Annotated in this window: 12 protein-coding genes; 3 read left to right on the forward strand and 9 right to left on the reverse strand. The window is 67.1% G+C overall.

Annotated elements, in window-relative coordinates; translation table 11 throughout:
• Window positions 1-3,144 carry an efflux RND transporter permease subunit gene (locus tag A3OK_RS0105080; RefSeq protein ID WP_019903855.1) on the forward strand — a complete coding sequence of 1,048 codons (3,144 nt, stop codon included), beginning with the start codon at window positions 1-3 and terminating at the stop codon, window positions 3,142-3,144.
• A 322-nt stretch (window positions 3,145-3,466) separates the two neighbouring features.
• Entirely contained in the window at window positions 3,467-4,258 is a 792-nt protein-coding gene (locus A3OK_RS0105085; RefSeq protein ID WP_019903856.1) for an SGNH/GDSL hydrolase family protein, read from the forward strand.
• A gap of 18 nt (window positions 4,259-4,276) precedes the next feature.
• Here A3OK_RS0105085 and A3OK_RS0105090 read toward each other — a convergent pair whose 3' ends face one another.
• The 9 genes from A3OK_RS0105090 to A3OK_RS0105135 all read right to left on the reverse strand — a co-directional run bounded on the left by A3OK_RS0105090 (window position 4,277) and on the right by A3OK_RS0105135 (window position 13,739).
• Window positions 4,277-5,104 carry an MBL fold metallo-hydrolase gene (locus A3OK_RS0105090; RefSeq protein ID WP_019903857.1) on the reverse strand — a complete coding sequence of 276 codons (828 nt, stop codon included), beginning with the start codon at window positions 5,102-5,104 and terminating at the stop codon, window positions 4,277-4,279.
• Window positions 5,105-5,147: 43 nt separating this feature from the next.
• On the reverse strand, window positions 5,148-5,945 hold the full coding sequence (locus tag A3OK_RS0105095; RefSeq protein WP_026596956.1) for a TatD family hydrolase: 798 nt from the start codon (window positions 5,943-5,945) through the stop codon (window positions 5,148-5,150).
• 39 nt (window positions 5,946-5,984) lie between these two features.
• Entirely contained in the window at window positions 5,985-7,568 is a 1,584-nt protein-coding gene (gene metG, locus A3OK_RS0105100; RefSeq protein ID WP_019903859.1) for a methionine--tRNA ligase, read from the reverse strand.
• Between the two features lie 80 nt (window positions 7,569-7,648).
• Complete coding sequence (locus A3OK_RS0105105; protein ID WP_019903860.1) at window positions 7,649-8,704, reverse strand: DNA polymerase III subunit delta'; 1,056 nt, start codon at window positions 8,702-8,704, stop codon at window positions 7,649-7,651.
• The gene (tmk, locus tag A3OK_RS0105110) at window positions 8,694-9,383 is read right to left on the reverse strand and encodes a dTMP kinase (protein WP_036302576.1); all 690 of its coding nucleotides are present in this window, start codon (window positions 9,381-9,383) and stop codon (window positions 8,694-8,696) included. Before tmk ends, A3OK_RS0105105 begins: the two co-directional genes overlap by 11 nt.
• A gap of 14 nt (window positions 9,384-9,397) precedes the next feature.
• A complete protein-coding gene (locus A3OK_RS0105115; protein ID WP_019903862.1) occupies window positions 9,398-10,612 on the reverse strand; it encodes a D-alanyl-D-alanine carboxypeptidase family protein in 1,215 nt (404 codons plus the stop codon).
• Between the two features lie 300 nt (window positions 10,613-10,912).
• Window positions 10,913-12,415, reverse strand: coding sequence for a septal ring lytic transglycosylase RlpA family protein (locus A3OK_RS0105120; protein ID WP_019903863.1), 1,503 nt, complete (start codon window positions 12,413-12,415; stop codon window positions 10,913-10,915).
• A 396-nt stretch (window positions 12,416-12,811) separates the two neighbouring features.
• Entirely contained in the window at window positions 12,812-13,117 is a 306-nt protein-coding gene (locus A3OK_RS0105130) for a ribbon-helix-helix domain-containing protein (protein ID WP_026596958.1), read from the reverse strand.
• Window positions 13,101-13,739: a ParA family protein gene (locus A3OK_RS0105135; RefSeq protein ID WP_019903865.1), complete on the reverse strand. Its 639-nt coding sequence runs from the start codon at window positions 13,737-13,739 to the stop codon at window positions 13,101-13,103. The genes A3OK_RS0105130 and A3OK_RS0105135 overlap by 17 nt, the downstream gene beginning before the upstream one ends.
• Window positions 13,740-14,201: 462 nt before the next feature.
• Between A3OK_RS0105135 and A3OK_RS0105140 the strand changes: the two genes are divergently transcribed.
• Window positions 14,202-14,786 (forward strand): hypothetical protein, encoded by a 585-nt coding sequence (locus A3OK_RS0105140; protein WP_019903866.1) that lies wholly within the window; start codon window positions 14,202-14,204, stop codon window positions 14,784-14,786.
• The last annotated feature ends 11 nt before the right edge of the window (window positions 14,787-14,797 follow it).

Here is a 14,797-nt window from a genome sequence, read left to right on the forward strand (position 1 = left end):
GTGAGCGACACTCCGAACGGTCCCCAGGCGGCCCTCGTCGCCTTCGCTGTCCGCTTCCGCGGCATCGTCCTGGCGCTCAGCCTGGCGCTCGCCGGCTATGGCTTCGCAGTGCTGGCCGATGCCAAATACGATGTGTTTCCCGAATTCGCGCCGCCCTCCGTGGTCGTCCAGACCGAGGCACCCGGCCTCAACCCCGAACAGGTGGAGGTGCTGGTCACCCAGCCGATCGAAGTGGCGGTGAACGGCTTGCCGGGTATCGAATCCCTGCGGTCAAGCTCGATCCAGGGCCTGTCGGTCATCACCGTCACCTTCGGTACCGGCAGCGACGTCTACCGCGTCCGTCAGCTCGTGACGGAGCGGCTGACGGCGCTCGCCGGCCGCCTGCCCCAGGGCGTGCTGCCTCCGGCGATGACGGCGCTCACCTCGGCCACCAGCACCGTGCTCCTCGTCGGCCTCACCTCGGAGCGGCGCTCGGATCTCGACCTGCGCACCATCGCGGACTGGACCGTGCGCCTTCGGCTGCTGGCGGTGCCCGGCGTCAGTCAGGTCTCGGTTTATGGCGGCGCTGTGCGCTCGCTCCAGGTCCAGATCCGCCCGGCGGACCTGATCCGCTACAACATCGGCATGAACGACGTCCTCGCCGCCGCCCGCAAGGCCACCGGCGTGCGCGGGGCGGGCTTCGTCGACACGATCAACCAGCGCGTCACCCTCCAGACCGAGGGGCAGTCGCTTACCCCCGAGGAACTGGGCCGCACAGTGCTCATCAACGAGGGCGGGGCGAGTGTGACCCTCGGCGATGTCGCCACCGTGGTCGCGGCCGGCGAGCCGCCGATCAGCGCCGCTTTGGTGGATGGCAGGCGCGGCGTGCTCCTGATGGTCGGCGCGCAATACGGCGCCAACACCCGCGAGGTCACGGCCCGCGTCGAGGCCGCCCTGGAAGACCTGCGCCCCGCCCTCGACCGAGAGGGCGTGGCGTTGAGAGCGGACCTGTTCCGGCCGGCGAACTTCATCACCATCGCCAATGCCAACGTGCTTCAGGCTCTCGGGCTCGGCGGCATTCTCGTCGTCGTCGTGCTGTTCGCCTTCCTCTACGATTGGCGCACCTGCGTGATCTCGTCGGTGGCGATCCCGCTCTCGCTCATCGCCGCCGTGGTGGCGCTCCAGGCCATGGGCGAGAGCCTCAACACCATGACGCTGGGAGGCCTCGCCATCGCCATCGGCGAGGTGGTGGACGATGCCGTCATCGGCGTCGAGAACGTGGTCCGGCGCCTGCGCGACAACCGGCGCCTCGCCGCACCCGTCTCCGAGGGGAGGGTGGTCATCGATGCCATCCTCGAAGTCCGCACGGCGGTCGCCTATGCCACCTTCGCCGTGCTCTTGGTGTTCCTGCCGGTGCTGGTCCTGTCGGGCATCGCCGGCAAGCTGTTCGCTCCGCTCGCCCTCGCCTACATCCTCGCGGTGGTGGCCTCGCTGGCCGTGGCGCTCACCGTTACCCCGGCACTGTCGATGATGCTCCTCACCGGGCGGCGCGAGACGGATTTGCACGACCCACCGGTCATGCGCTGGACGCGCGGCGGCTACACCCGGCTCTTGCAGCGGATCAACCGCGCGCCGCGCGTCGTCATCGCCTGCGGTATCCTGGCGACGCTGGCGGGTGTTGCGGCGACGCCCTTCTTCGGCAGCACTTTCCTGCCCGACCTGAAGGAGGGCCACCTGATCCTGCACATGGCGGCAGCGCCCGGCACCTCGCTCGGAGAATCCATGCGGCTCGGCGGCCGCATCACGACAGAACTCCTGAAGATCCCGGGCATCCGCGCGGTCGCCTCGCAGATCGGCCGCGCCGAGGCCGGCCAGGACACGGCCGGAACCCATTACAGCGAAATCCATATCGACCTCGATCAGGGGCTCGACGGCGCCGGACAGGGCAGGGCCGAGGCCGAGATCCGCACGCTGATGGCGGGGTTTCCGGGCGCCGCCTTCTCGCTCAAGACCTTCCTCACCGAGCGCATCGAGGAGACCGTCTCCGGCTATACCGCGCCCGTCGTCGTCAACGTCTTCGGCAACGACCTCGCACGGATCGAGGCGGCCGCGCGCGACATCGCCCGTGAACTCGCCGAGGTGCGGGGAGCGACGGATATCCAGCAGGCCTCTCCCGCCGGCCTGCCGCAGATCAATGTCGGCCTGAGGCCCAACGACCTGCGCCATTGGGGCCTCTCGGCGGTGGAGGTGATGGAGGTTGTACGGACCGCCTACCAGGGCGACGTCGTCGGCCAGACCTACGAGGGCAATGCGGTCTTCAACGTCCTCGTGATCCTCGATTCTGGGGCGAGGGGGCGTCTCACGGCTCTGGGCGACCTCCCCTTGCGCTCATCGAACGGCCGCTTCATCCGCCTCGCCCAGGTGGCGGATATCTACGAGACGTCGGCGCGCTACCAGGTCCAGCACCAGGGTGCACAGCGCGTCCAGGCGATCACCGCCAACGTCACGGGGCGCGACGTCGCCTCCTTCGTCGAGGCCGCGCGACGCAAGATCGCAAAGGAGGTGGCGCTGCCGACCGGCGTCTACGTAAGCTTCGCCGGCTCGGCCGAAGCACAGGCTCGGGCCAAGCGCGACCTCCTGCTGTTCTCAGGGCTCGCCGGCCTCGGCATCGTGCTGTTGCTCGCCGTCGTCACCGGTAGCGTTCGAAACCTCATGCTGGTGCTGGTCAACCTGCCCTTCGCCTTCGTCGGCGGTGTGCTCGCGGTCTTCGCCACGGGGGCCGTGCTGTCGCTGGGCTCCATCGTCGGCTTCGTGACGCTGTTCGGCATCAGCCTGCGCAACACCATCATGATGATCTCGCATTACGAGCACCTCGTCGCCGTCGAGGGCCGGCGATGGGATCGCGACACGGCGGTGGAGGGCGCAGCCGACCGCCTGGTCCCGATCCTGATGACGTCCCTGGTCACGGGCCTCGGGCTGTTGCCCCTGGCGCTGGGTGCAGGCGAGCCAGGCCGCGAGATCGAAGGCCCGATGGCCATCGTCATCCTTGGCGGTCTCGTGACCTCGACGATCCTGAACCTCATGATCCTGCCGACCCTGGCCCTGCGCTACGGCCGGTTCACCACTGGCGAGGGCAGGGCGCCGGATACGGCGCGGGCATCGTAGGAGTATCCTGCCGGAGTGCAGTTCGAGCCGATGCCGGTCCCGGATTTCCACCCGGATCCACCATTCGCATAAGATATATTATGGAACTTATCTGCCCTGGATACGGGGTGAGGGTGGCTCTCTGCAGAAACTTGGAATACACCATTCCATCATGTCTCGCCGAGAGATGGCCGGTTCACGCCTTGCTCACCACATCCCTTAAACGATCCGCCAGTTTCTAGGGCAATTGTCACAATCCTATCTCAAACCGCGTGTCTAACCCATCGCGGCGCGGCAACGGTCGCCATGACCGCCCGCCCCTCTCGTTCTCGAAGCGGATCCGATGCTGACCGTGCTCAAACCCTGCGCTGCTCCGATTCTCGGCCTTGCCCTCGTGGCACTCGGTCTCGGCGGTCCGGCATGGGCGGAGCCGGTGGCGCAGAAGCCGGCGATCGCAGCGAGAGCGCTTGCGAAGCTCTCCCATCTGGCAGCTTTGGTGAAAGCGGGATCGGACATCCGCATCGTCGCCTTCGGATCGTCATCCACGGAAGGGTCGGGCGCTTCTTCGCCGGCTGCCGCCTACCCCGCTCAGTTGCAGGAAGACCTGCAAGGACGCCTCGACGTCGCGGGCACGAATCACTCCACCGTCACGGTTCTGAACCGTGGCAAGGGCGGGGACGATGCCGAGGCCATGGCTCGGCGCCTCGACCGTGACGTGCTGTCCGAGCGGCCCGACCTCGTGATCTGGCAGACCGGCAGCAACGACCCGATGACCGGCGTCACGGTGGAGCGGTTCACGGAACTGACGCGCCAGGGCATCGCAGCGATGCGCGCCGCCGGCTCTGACGTGATCCTGATGGACCAGCAATGGTGCCGCCGCCTGACCACGACCAATGGCGCCGAGCGCTACGGGGAGGCGCTGCACAGCCTCGCCGCCGAACTCGACGTGCCGGTGATCCGTCGCCACGCCCTGATGCGGACCTGGGCCGCCAGCGGCCTCCTGAGCCAGGCGCAGATGATCGGTCCGGACGGGCTGCATATGACCGATGCGGGCTATGACCGCCTCGCCAAGGCAGCCACAGCGCAGATCCTGGTCAATGCCGGCCTGGTTCCGGCGGACCCACTTCGTAACTGAGGCACCAGGCCCTTCTCGTCAGAGATCCACGCTCACCGACAGCCCGTCATAGGCCGGCATCACGCCCTGCGGCAGCTTGGCCGCGAGGGTGGCGTAGTCGAGGTCGGTGTGAAGGTTGGTGAGGATCGCGCGCCGCGGGCGCACCTCCTCGATCAGCGCGAGCGCATCCGAGACCGAGTAATGGGTCGGGTGAGGGGTGTCGCGTAGGGCGTCGATGATGAGGAGATCGAGGCCGCGGAGGCGCGCCTTGCTCGCCTCCGGCATCAGGCTCACATCCGGCGCGTAGGCCGCGGGGCCGAAGCGGAAACCGTGTGCGGTCTCGGTGCCGTGCTCCATTCCAAAAGCGAGAGCCTCGATCGCACCGCCCTCGCCCCGGATCGAGACGGGCTCCCCGGCCACGAGATCGTTCAGGTCGAGGATCGGCGGATAGGCGCTGCCGGGCGGGGTCTCGAAGCAATAGCCGAAGCGCGCGGTCAAAAGGGCACGGGTCTCGACATCGGCATAAACCGGGATGCGCCGGTGCATGTGGATCACCAGCGGCCGCACATCGTCGATCCCGTGGGTATGGTCCGCATGGGCATGGGTGAACAGCACGGCGTCGAGGCGCTGGACCCGCGCCGCGAGGAGCTGCTCGCGCAGATCCGGGGAGGTATCGACGAGGAGGGTGGTGGACCCCGCCTCGCTTCCCACTGCCCCATCCGGTTCCCCTCGCCGCTCCACCAGAATCGAGCAGCGGCGGCGCCGGTTCCTCGAATCGGCCGGATCACATGCGCCCCAGCCATAGCCGACGCGCGGAACGCCGCCGGACGAGCCGCAGCCGAGGATCGTCAACGTCAGAGAACCCATCCGCACCTCCCGGTCCGTTGGTATCGGAGCGCGCGGGCGGCTGTCACGCCCCCCGGCCGCCGGATGGGGTCGCCTTGTCGAAGAGGCGGTGGAAATTGGCCGTGGTGAGCGCGGCGAAATCCTCGAACTCTAACCCCAGGGTCAGGGCGAGGGACCGGGCGGTGTCCGCGGTATAGGCCGGCTCGTTGCTGCGCCCGCGATGCGGCTCGGGCGCCAGGAACGGCGCATCGGTCTCCACCATGATGCGGTCGCGCGGCACGAATCCGGCAATGTCGCGAAGCTCGTGCGAGCGCCGGAAGGTGACGATGCCCGAGAACGAGATCGAGAGCCCGAGCTCGATCCCGACTTCCGCCAAGCGCCTGCCCGAAGAGAAGCAGTGCAGCACCGCCTTGAACGCGCCTCGCTTCATCTCGTCGACGAGCACCGATTCCATCTGCTCGTCGGCGTCGCGCGCATGGATGACGAGGGGGAGGCCGGTCTCGCGGGAGGCCGCGATGTGCCGGCGGAACACTCGCTCCTGCACCGTCTCGGGGGCTGCATCCTCGTAATGGAAATCGAGCCCGGCCTCGCCGATGCCGATGCAGCGCGGATGATGGGTGAGGGCGACGATCTCCTCCGTCGGGATGTCGGGCTCGTCCCCTGCCCCGTTGGGATGAGTCCCCACCGTGTGCCAGATCTGCGGATGCGCCTCGGACAGGGCCTCGTAGGTCCGCGCCTTGGCAACCCGCGTCGAGATCGTGAGCATCCCCGTGACGCCCGCCGCCTCGGCGCGCGCGATCACACCGGGGAGATCGTCGGCGAAGTTCGGGAAGTCGAGATGGCAGTGGCTGTCGACCAGCATGAAGGAACTCGGCATGAATGCGATGGTGGGCTCGGGCCTTCAGGCGCCCGGAATGTCCGGCTCGACGAAGCGCGGGAACAGCCCGACGGGCGACGGCAGGGCGGTGCCGGGCACGAGCCGAGCGCCCTCCCCTATATCGGCCAGTTGCCGCCTGTCGGCCGGCACGGCCAGGAGGTCGAGGAGCTTGGCACCCGAGTCCGGCATGAACGGCTGCACCAGGATGCCGATGGCCCGCAGGGTCTCGGCCACCACATAGAGCGAGGCGGCCATGCGGACCGGATCGGTCTTGCGCAGCACCCAGGGCTTCTGCGCATCGAAATAACGGTCGGAGGCCGTCACCACCGCCCAGATGTCGGCGAGCGCGGTGTGAAGGGCGAGCTTGTCCATCGCCACCCTCACCGTGCCGGGAAGGGCGTCGGCGAGCGCCAGGAGCGCCCGGTCGTCCTGCGTGAATTCGCCATGCTCGGGGACCAGGCCACCGCAATTCTTGGCGATCATCGAGAGCGAGCGCTGGGCGAGGTTGCCGAGACCGTTGGAGAGGTCCGCCGTATAACGCGCGATGATGGCCTCGTGGCTGTAATTGCCGTCACCGCCGAAGGGCACTTCGCGCAGCACGAACTGACGCACCGCATCGACGCCGTAGGTCGCGATGAGGTCCATCGGATCGACCACGTTGCCGAGCGACTTCGACATCTTCTCGCCCTTGGAGAGCAGGAAGCCGTGGCCGAAGACGCGCTTGGGCAGGGCCAAGCCCGCCGACATCAGGAAGGCCGGCCAGTAGACCGCATGGAAGCGCACGATGTCCTTGCCGATGATGTGCAGGTCCATCGGCCAGAATTTTTTGCGCGCATCGGTCTCCTCGGGAAAGCCGGTGACGGTCAGGTAGTTGGTGAGCGCATCGACCCAGACATACATGACGTGGTCGGGATGGCCTGGCACCGGCACGCCCCAATTGAAATTGGTGCGGCTCACGGACAAGTCCTTGAGGCCGGAGCGGACGAAGCTCGCGACCTCGTTGCGCCGGGTTTCGGGGCCGATGAAATCGGGCTGGGACTGGTAAAGAGCCAGAAGCCGGTCCTGGTAGGCGGAGAGGCGGAAGAGGAAGTTCTCTTCCTCCATCCAGGTCACGGTCGTGCCGGTCTCCGTCGCCCGTCGCTCGCCGTCGGGGCCGATCTCGGTCTCGTCCTCGTTGTAATAGGCCTCGTCGCGCACCGAGTACCAGCCGGCATATTTCGACAGGTAGATGTCGCCGTTCGCCTCCATGCGCCGCCAGAGTTCCTGGGCGGCGGCATAATGGTCCGGCTCCGTGGTGCGGATGAAGCGGTCGTGGCTGCAGTTCAGCGCTTCTGCCATGGCCTTGAAGCGCGCCGCCATGTCGTCGACCAGCTCTCTCGTGCTGATGCCCGCCCTGGAGGCCGTCTGCTGGATCTTGAGCCCGTGCTCGTCTGTGCCGGTGGAGAACAGCACGTCGTAGCCGTCGAGGCGCTTGAACCGGGCAATCGCGTCGGTGGCGATCACCTCGTAGGCGTGGCCGATATGGGGCGCGCCGTTGGGATACGAGATCGCCGTGCTGATGCCGAAGGTGTTGGCATCGGAAAGGGTGGGGCCTGAATCGTTGGCCATCGTGTAACGGTATCCCCGGATACAGGGTTCATAGGCTCACAGGACGGCCCCGGAACACGGGACGACCCGGCCCGCCCGCCTCAGCGCACCGTCCCTGAGAGGTCGCCGAACAGCGAGAGGATCAGCGGCCGGCGGTCGAGGTTGTAGGTCGCGGCCTCCCGGGCGGCGCGGGCGATCTTGTCACACACCTCCACCAGTGCCGCAAGGCGAGCGGGAGGCTCATGGCGGCGTCTGTCGATTTCGGCGGAGACGAAGCGGAACACCGCCTCGAGGCACGCTGCGAAATGCTCGTCCGCATCCCGTCCCGAAAGCTTTTCGGCGAGCGCCATGATGCGGCGCCAATCGGGATGGTCGAGGCGCGAGAGCAGGATCTCGACTTCACCGACGAAGCCGGACGTCGCCGGATCGAGCATGGCGAAGCCTTGCGCCACCGAGCCCTCGGAGAGCGCGGCGGCGCGAGCCAGCGCCTCCGGTTCCGGCCGCACGGAGGGGGGAGGGAAGCTCCCCAGGACCTTGGCCACCTCCCCCTCTCTCAGGGGCCGCAGGTTGAGGGCGCGGCAGCGCGAGCGGATCGTCGGCAGGAGGCGGCCCGGTGCATGGCTGACGATGAGGAACAGGCAGCGCGGAGGCGGCTCCTCCACCATCTTCAGCAGCGCGTTGGCGCTGTTGGCGTTGAGATCCTCGGCACTGTCGACGATGCAGATGCGGTAGCCGTCGTTGCCCGCGGTCGAGCCGAACAGGTCGAGGGCGTGGCGGGCGGCATCCACCGAGATCTTGGTCGCGAGCGTCTTGGCATTGGGCGGCCGTGTCCGGCGCAGAGCCACGAGGTTGGGATGCGACAGGGCCGCCACCTGCCGGGCGGCCGGATGGGAGGGATCGACGGCGAGGGTGTCCGGGACGTGCACAGCACCCGCGTTGGCGATGAGCCAGCGCGCCACACGATAGGCCAGCGTCGCCTTGCCGATCCCGCGCGGGCCGCCGATGAGCCAGGCATGGTGCAGCCGGCCCGAGCCGATCCCCTCGATGAAGGCAGCCTCGGCCTCTTCATGGCCGACGAGATCGGCCTGCTCGCGCGGGCGGGGAATGTCGGCGAGGTCGCCGGGCTCGACATCCTCGGGCGCACGTTCAGGCCGCATCGTCGGTTGCCTCCGCGCCGGTGAGATGGTGGGGCAGGCGGGCGATGATGGCGGCTGCGATCGCCTCCTCCACGGCATCGACGGAGAGGCCGGCATCGATCACGACGCAGCGCTCCGGCTCTGACGCGGCGATGGCAAGGAACGCCTCCCTCAGGCGGGTGTGGAAGCCGAGCGCCTCGGCCTCGAAACGGTCGGCGCCCCCTCCTCCCTCCCCGGCCCGCGCCTTCGCCCTGCCGAGGCCGATGGCGGGATCGAGGTCGAGGATCAGCGTGAGGTCGGGCCTCGTATTGCCGATGACGACCCGTTCCAGGGCGGAGAGCAAAGCGGGATCGAGCCCCCCCGCCGCCCCCTGGTAGGCGCGCGTCGAATCCGCGAAGCGGTCGCACAGGACGGTCTCGCCGCGGGCGAGGGCCGGACGGATCATCGTGTCGAGATGGTCGATGCGGGCCGCGGAAAACAGCAGCGCCTCGGCGAAGGGACCGTGCCGCTTCACCGTGCCGGCGAGCAGGGCCTCTCGGATCGCCTCGGCCTTCGCCGAACCGCCGGGCTCCCGTGTCGTCACGACCGGAATAGAGGAAGCGCCGCGCAGCCGAACCGCGAGCCGACCGATCTGCGTCGACTTGCCGGCCCCCTCCCCGCCCTCGAAGGTGATGAATGCTCCGCTCCGCCGCGCCTGCATCCCGCCGCGTTCGGTCACGATTTGGCGCCGGCCTTATCGGGTGCGCCGACCTTGTCGAAGGCGCGGCGGAACAGTCCGGTCCCGACCTCCCAGGCCGCATCGAGGGCGCGCTGCGGGATGGTGCCGGCCGCCACGTCTTCCCCGGCATAGACCGGCAGGTCGAGGGCCTGGGTATCGCCCCGGGTGATGCGCAGTCGGCCGACTTCCCTGCCCTGCTCCACCGGCGCGGTCAGTGGGCCCTGGTAGACGACGCGGGCGGTGATACGGTCGCCGTTGCCGCGCGGAAGGAGTACCCGCACCGGCTTCTTGGCCACCAGCGGAACGCTGCCCTGTGCGCCCCCGAAGACGGAGGCGTCGGCCACGGTCTCGCCGCTGGCGAAGATCTGACGTGGCTCGAAGGCGCGGAAGCCCCATTCCACAAGCTTTCGCGATTCGGCGGCACGGTCGCGCGCCGTCTTGAGGCCGCTCACCACCATCACGAGCCGCTGGCCGTTCTGCACCGCCGAACCGGTAAGGCCGTAACCGGATTCCTCAAGATAGCCGGTCTTGAGTCCGTCCGCCCCGATATCGAGGGTAAGGAGCGGATTGCGGTTCTGCTGCTTGATCTTGTTCCAGGTGAATTCGCGTTCGGCGAAGATCTTATAGAGGTCGGGATAGGTGTCGATGATATGGGTCGCCAGCTTGGCGAGGTCGCGCGCGGTCACCTTCTGGTCCGGCGCGGAATAGCCGGTGGCGTTGCGGAAGGTGGAGCGAGTCAGGCCGATTTCCTTGGCCCGCGTGGTCATCATACGCCCGAAATTCTCCTCCGAGCCGGCAATGCCCTCGCCGATGGCGATGGCCGCGTCGTTGCCCGATTGGACGATCAGTCCGCGCAGCAGGTCGGACAGCTTGATGCGGCTGTTGAGCTGGGCGAACATCGATGAGCCGCCGCCGCCGGCACCGCCCCGGCGCCAGGCGTCCTCGGTGATCTGGAACTCGCTGTCCATGCTGAGCCGGCCCTGCCGGATCTCGTTGAAGACGATCTCCGTGGTCATCAGCTTGGCCATGCTAGCCGGGGAAAACAGCTCGTCGGCCGCCTTCTCGAACAGCACGGAGCCGGAATCGGCATCGATCAGGATCGCGTGCGGAGCCGCAGTCTGAAAGCCCTGCGCCAAGGCCGGTATGGCGGCGAACCAGCCGATGGCCGAGAGGCTGAAGCCGACGAATCCGGCGCGAAAGCCGTCGGCCATTTTGTTCCGGGATCTTGTCGCACGCATCACTCGCCTCATGCCCATCGGCCCCGAGGCTCGGCAGAAAAGCCCGGTCCGTTCTCGCCCGTGCGAGATGGTATAGCGGATTCCCGACGAAATTGAACGCACCGTCGCCGATGATATCGCAACGCGGTGGAAGGCAGAATGCCGCCACATCGAGAGGTCCTTCGCGAGAGCGGCGCTGGCCCACCATCGTGACGGCCACTCCATAACCGTGGAGCGAGAAAACTGCGCCAACCAACTACGAAGAAACAACGATTTCTTTTAAGCCGCTTCGAACTAATTGACCTCGGCGATGCGAGAGCGGCGCGACGGGGCTGGTTTCGCAGCAGCGGTGGCGATGGCCGGGGAGGACGACTTGCCACGTCCAAATTGGGAGTTGGCAAGCTGCGAATTACCAAGCTGCGAATTAGCAAGCTGAGAGCCGGCGGGCGGCACGGAAAGCTTGGCGATCCCGGCCTTGGCCGTCGCCAACGGGCTCGAAGGAAGCGGAGCGGGTCGCAGGCCTGCGACCGGCACATATGCCGTCCCGGGGCGGGCGGGCGGCGTGGCGAGCGCCGTTTTCACGAGCGGGCCGGTGCGGCCGGCCATTGTGAGGGCAGTACCACGCGACGGAGCCGCAACGGCCATCCGCTGCGGTGCTGCCGGAATTGCCATCTGAGCGACCTTGGTCTTCGGACCCGAGGTCGCCAGCTTCGCATGCAGCATTTTGGCCTCAGGCATCTTGGCCTCGGCAGTCGATGCGACGCCGCGCTTCGACGAGGAGCCATTCGCAGGGGCGGCAAAGGAGGCGAGGCGCATCGACGGTGGTGCGATGTCGAGCGGTGCGGATTCTCTCGCCTTCGGAGCGGCATGGGCCATCTGCATGACGGGCGCCGAACGCATGGGGACGGTCGGCTGGAACCCATTCGACCGGGCGGTCGTGGGCTGCAGGGCCGCCGGCACGGCGACGTGGGAACCACCCGCCACCAGCACCGGCGCGGACCGGGCAGGACGCGGAGTGGGCGCGGCGTCTTCCTCCTCCACGGCCGGCTTGAAGGCCAGGGCAGGACGCTGCGCGCGCTCGAACCGCTCCGGCTCGGCATCGGGTCCGAGATCGGCCATCATGACCGGTGAGCGGCCGCCGACATTGGCAGGCGCGCCATCGGTGCGCAGCGTCGCCATCAGCTTGCGGTCGTCGCTGCCGGCGGTGGAGGCCTTCCCGACATATTCTACCCGCACCTTCGCGGTGCCGCTGCGATGGAATTCCAGAGCCTGAGCCACCTCCTCCGACACGTCCATCACGCGGTTGGCATGGTACGGTCCGCGATCGTTGACGCGCACGATCATCGAATGGCGGTTCGCCAGGTTGGTCACTCGGACGTAGCTCGGCAAAGGCAGGGTCGGGTGAGCGGCCGCGATGGAGTGCCGATCGAACACCTCGCCATTGGCCGTCATTCGCCCGTGAAAGGCGCTGCCGTACCAGGAGGCAAGGCCCTCCCGGACATAGCCCTTGGCATCGTCACGCGGCACGTAGGTGCGCCCCGCCACCACATAGGGCTTTCCCGAGAAGCGGCGGCCGCCGCCTTTGGGAATGGCGTCGCCCTCCTGATAGAGGCGCGGGCTGGCCTTCACGCCGTATTTCGGATCGTAGGACGATGAGGAGGATCCTGCCGGACCAGCGAGCTTCTGGGTGTTCTGCGCGCAATTCGCGGTGGTCAATGCCACTACGGACACGGCGAGGAGGCGTACCAGGGGAAGCCCCGCCGGTTGAGCCGATCCGGCTTTCGTCGAACGCGCCATACCCAACCGCCCAGCACTCTCGCTCTCAAACGCCACACTGGCTGGGGAGCGGAAGAGCGATCCGGTCCGGCCGCCGAATGCCGCCGTGAACAGGCGACCCTCGATTGCACAGACAATTGTCGGGTTGACGTAAAGGAACCCTGAACGATGAAGGGAGACAGCCGCGCAAAGGCGTCCCTTGCTCATCGGTCACGTGCGAAGACGGCGCTATCGCTCTGTCATGCCGTTGAAAAAGGCGGATTGATCGCTGTGCATATCAGCTGAAGAAACGCTCCTCCGGCAAGCCGAAAAGGCGCGTCAGAAGCGAATGTGGCACCTGAGCATCGAAGCCCAAGTTGCTCATCTATCTATCTATCTTTCCCCTGTCGCCGGTCGGCCGCGACAGGGGAAGCGAGGTCAATGCTGGTTACGGTCGTTGAGTCCATCGATCGAGATCGTACCGCGCTGTTTGAACAGCAGGTCGAGGGCTTCGAGCATGAGCGCATGCATCTTGGTGCGCTCGGTATGGGCGAGGTCGCGCAGCTGATCGTAGACCGGCGGCTCCAGGTAGACCGACATCTGCCGGGCACGCTCCTTCAGGGTACTCGGCGTCTTTCGGGGTGGCGCGTGTCCCGTATCGAGCTTGACGATGTCGGCGGTCCTGGCCGGGGGGGCGGCTCCAGCGACGATGGAGGCGAGGTTCGGCCTAGGCGGCTTTGGCATGCTTGACGACCTGCATCCGCTTCTCGATCCAAGTCCAGAGCTTGCGCACTTCCGCCGCGGCCTGTCCCTTGGGATTGAATTCGGTGACGCCCTGACCGACGCCGATCGCATCCTGGTGATCGGTGCGCGCGACGATGTTCACGTCGGGCAGGATACCCAGCACGGCGAGGCCGTCGGCCGCGTCGCGGATACGGTAAGACCGCGGCGGGGTCTGGTTCAGCACGAAGGCGAACTTCTTCTCCAGCCGGTAGACCGCGGCCAGCGTCGGCTTGAAGGCGCGCAGGTCGGCCGGGGTGGGGCGGCAGGGGATGATGCAGAGGTCGGCCGCGCGAATGGCGGAAAGGGTGCCGGTGGAATCCACGCCCGGCGTATCGATGAAGACGTAATCGTAGGCCGATTGGCGGAGCTGGGCCATCACGGCCTCGATCTGCGTCGCATCGATCTGGGCGACCTCGGGACCGTCCACCGTACGGTGATCGAGCCAGTCGCTGATCGTCGCCTGGCGATCCATCTCCAGGATGCAGACAGACAGGCCGCGTTCCTGCGCCGCGACGGCCAAGGAGATGCACAACGTGCTCTTCCCGCTGCCCCCTTTTTGGGTGACGAAGGTGATGGCTTTCATCCTGGCGCCCTTTTCTCGTCCTGAGATGTCATGTCCTGCCGCGCTGGGCGGCTCATCGAGCCACATGCCTCGGTTGATCACCTGACGCGCTTGAATTCGCCCCGTGACACCAGGATGCCCTGACCCCGGTGTTTGGCCGATCATGGTTAATCAAGGGTTAAAACCCTGTCCGGGTATCGCCCGATGCCGTGATCCAAGGATCAGACGCCGTCATCCGCACTCGCGAACTCGCCCGTCCCGGCGGCACCATAAATCAATTTCAAGTTGCTATTCATTCCCGCACAGCGTGTCCGCCTCTTCCAAACGGCCAATTTTACCACTAAGATACGGTATTGATCGAGGTTGGATAAACCGGAATTCAACTTCAAGTAATTTTCCAATCGCCGAGATCTCGCCCTTTTCCGTCGATCCGCCTTCACACGTCTCGTCGTCAACGACCCGTCCCGGCGGCTCAGGAGATCCATGCCTCGGCGCACGAGCCCCCTCCCCGACGATAGCGACGACATACAGGCCGCGCTCGATGCATCGGGCGTCATCGGCGTCTGGACCCATGACGTCTGGACGGACCGGATCGCAGTCTCCGCCGCCCTCGCGGGGGTGCTCGGCCTCGCCCCGGACGGGGCGTCGACGGGCCTGCCGCTGGAAGCCTTCCTAGCGACGATCCTCGACGAAGATCGGCTTCGCGTGGAGAACACCCTGCATGCCGCCAGCGAGGGCGGAGGATCGTTCGATATCGCCTTCAGGACGATTCGCGGCGAACGCCGGCTCAGCCTGCGCGGGCGGATCGACCGGGACGAAACCGGTCAGTGGGTCAGGGGTCTCGGAATCGTCATCGACCACACCGAGGAGAGGGTCGGCCTGAGCCCATCTGGTCGAGACGCCGAACAGGCGGTGAACCGCATGGCGGAACACGCCATTGCCCTTCATGGTCTCGCCGCCAGCCTTCAGCAGCCGAGGCTTGTCTCGCTTCTCGATACGCTGATGCGGGAAATCGGCTTCACCCTTGCCGATCATCTCGGGAGAGGTGAGCGACGGCGCAGCCATTGAGGATGCGGCGG

The organism is Methylobacterium sp. 77, from assembly GCF_000372825.1.
Classification (GTDB): domain Bacteria; phylum Pseudomonadota; class Alphaproteobacteria; order Rhizobiales; family Beijerinckiaceae; genus Methylobacterium.

Bases quoted from the DNA above. Each gene is read 5' to 3' on its own strand.
- A3OK_RS0105085 (WP_019903856.1), top strand. From the start codon at position 3,467: ATGCTGACCGTGCTCAAACCCTGCGCTGCTCCGATTCTCGGCCTTGCC.
- A3OK_RS0105090 (WP_019903857.1), bottom strand. From the start codon at position 5,104: ATGGGTTCTCTGACGTTGACGATCCTCGGCTGCGGCTCGTCCGGCGGC.
- A3OK_RS0105095 (WP_026596956.1), bottom strand. From the start codon at position 5,945: ATGCTGGTCGACAGCCACTGCCATCTCGACTTCCCGAACTTCGCCGAC.
- metG (WP_019903859.1), bottom strand. From the start codon at position 7,568: ATGGCCAACGATTCAGGCCCCACCCTTTCCGATGCCAACACCTTCGGC.
- A3OK_RS0105105 (WP_019903860.1), bottom strand. From the start codon at position 8,704: ATGCGGCCTGAACGTGCGCCCGAGGATGTCGAGCCCGGCGACCTCGCC.
- tmk (WP_036302576.1), bottom strand. From the start codon at position 9,383: ATGCAGGCGCGGCGGAGCGGAGCATTCATCACCTTCGAGGGCGGGGAG.
- A3OK_RS0105115 (WP_019903862.1), bottom strand. From the start codon at position 10,612: ATGGCCGACGGCTTTCGCGCCGGATTCGTCGGCTTCAGCCTCTCGGCC.
- A3OK_RS0105120 (WP_019903863.1), bottom strand. From the start codon at position 12,415: ATGGCGCGTTCGACGAAAGCCGGATCGGCTCAACCGGCGGGGCTTCCC.
- A3OK_RS0105130 (WP_026596958.1), bottom strand. From the start codon at position 13,117: ATGCCAAAGCCGCCTAGGCCGAACCTCGCCTCCATCGTCGCTGGAGCC.
- A3OK_RS0105135 (WP_019903865.1), bottom strand. From the start codon at position 13,739: ATGAAAGCCATCACCTTCGTCACCCAAAAAGGGGGCAGCGGGAAGAGC.
- A3OK_RS0105140 (WP_019903866.1), top strand. From the start codon at position 14,202: ATGCCTCGGCGCACGAGCCCCCTCCCCGACGATAGCGACGACATACAG.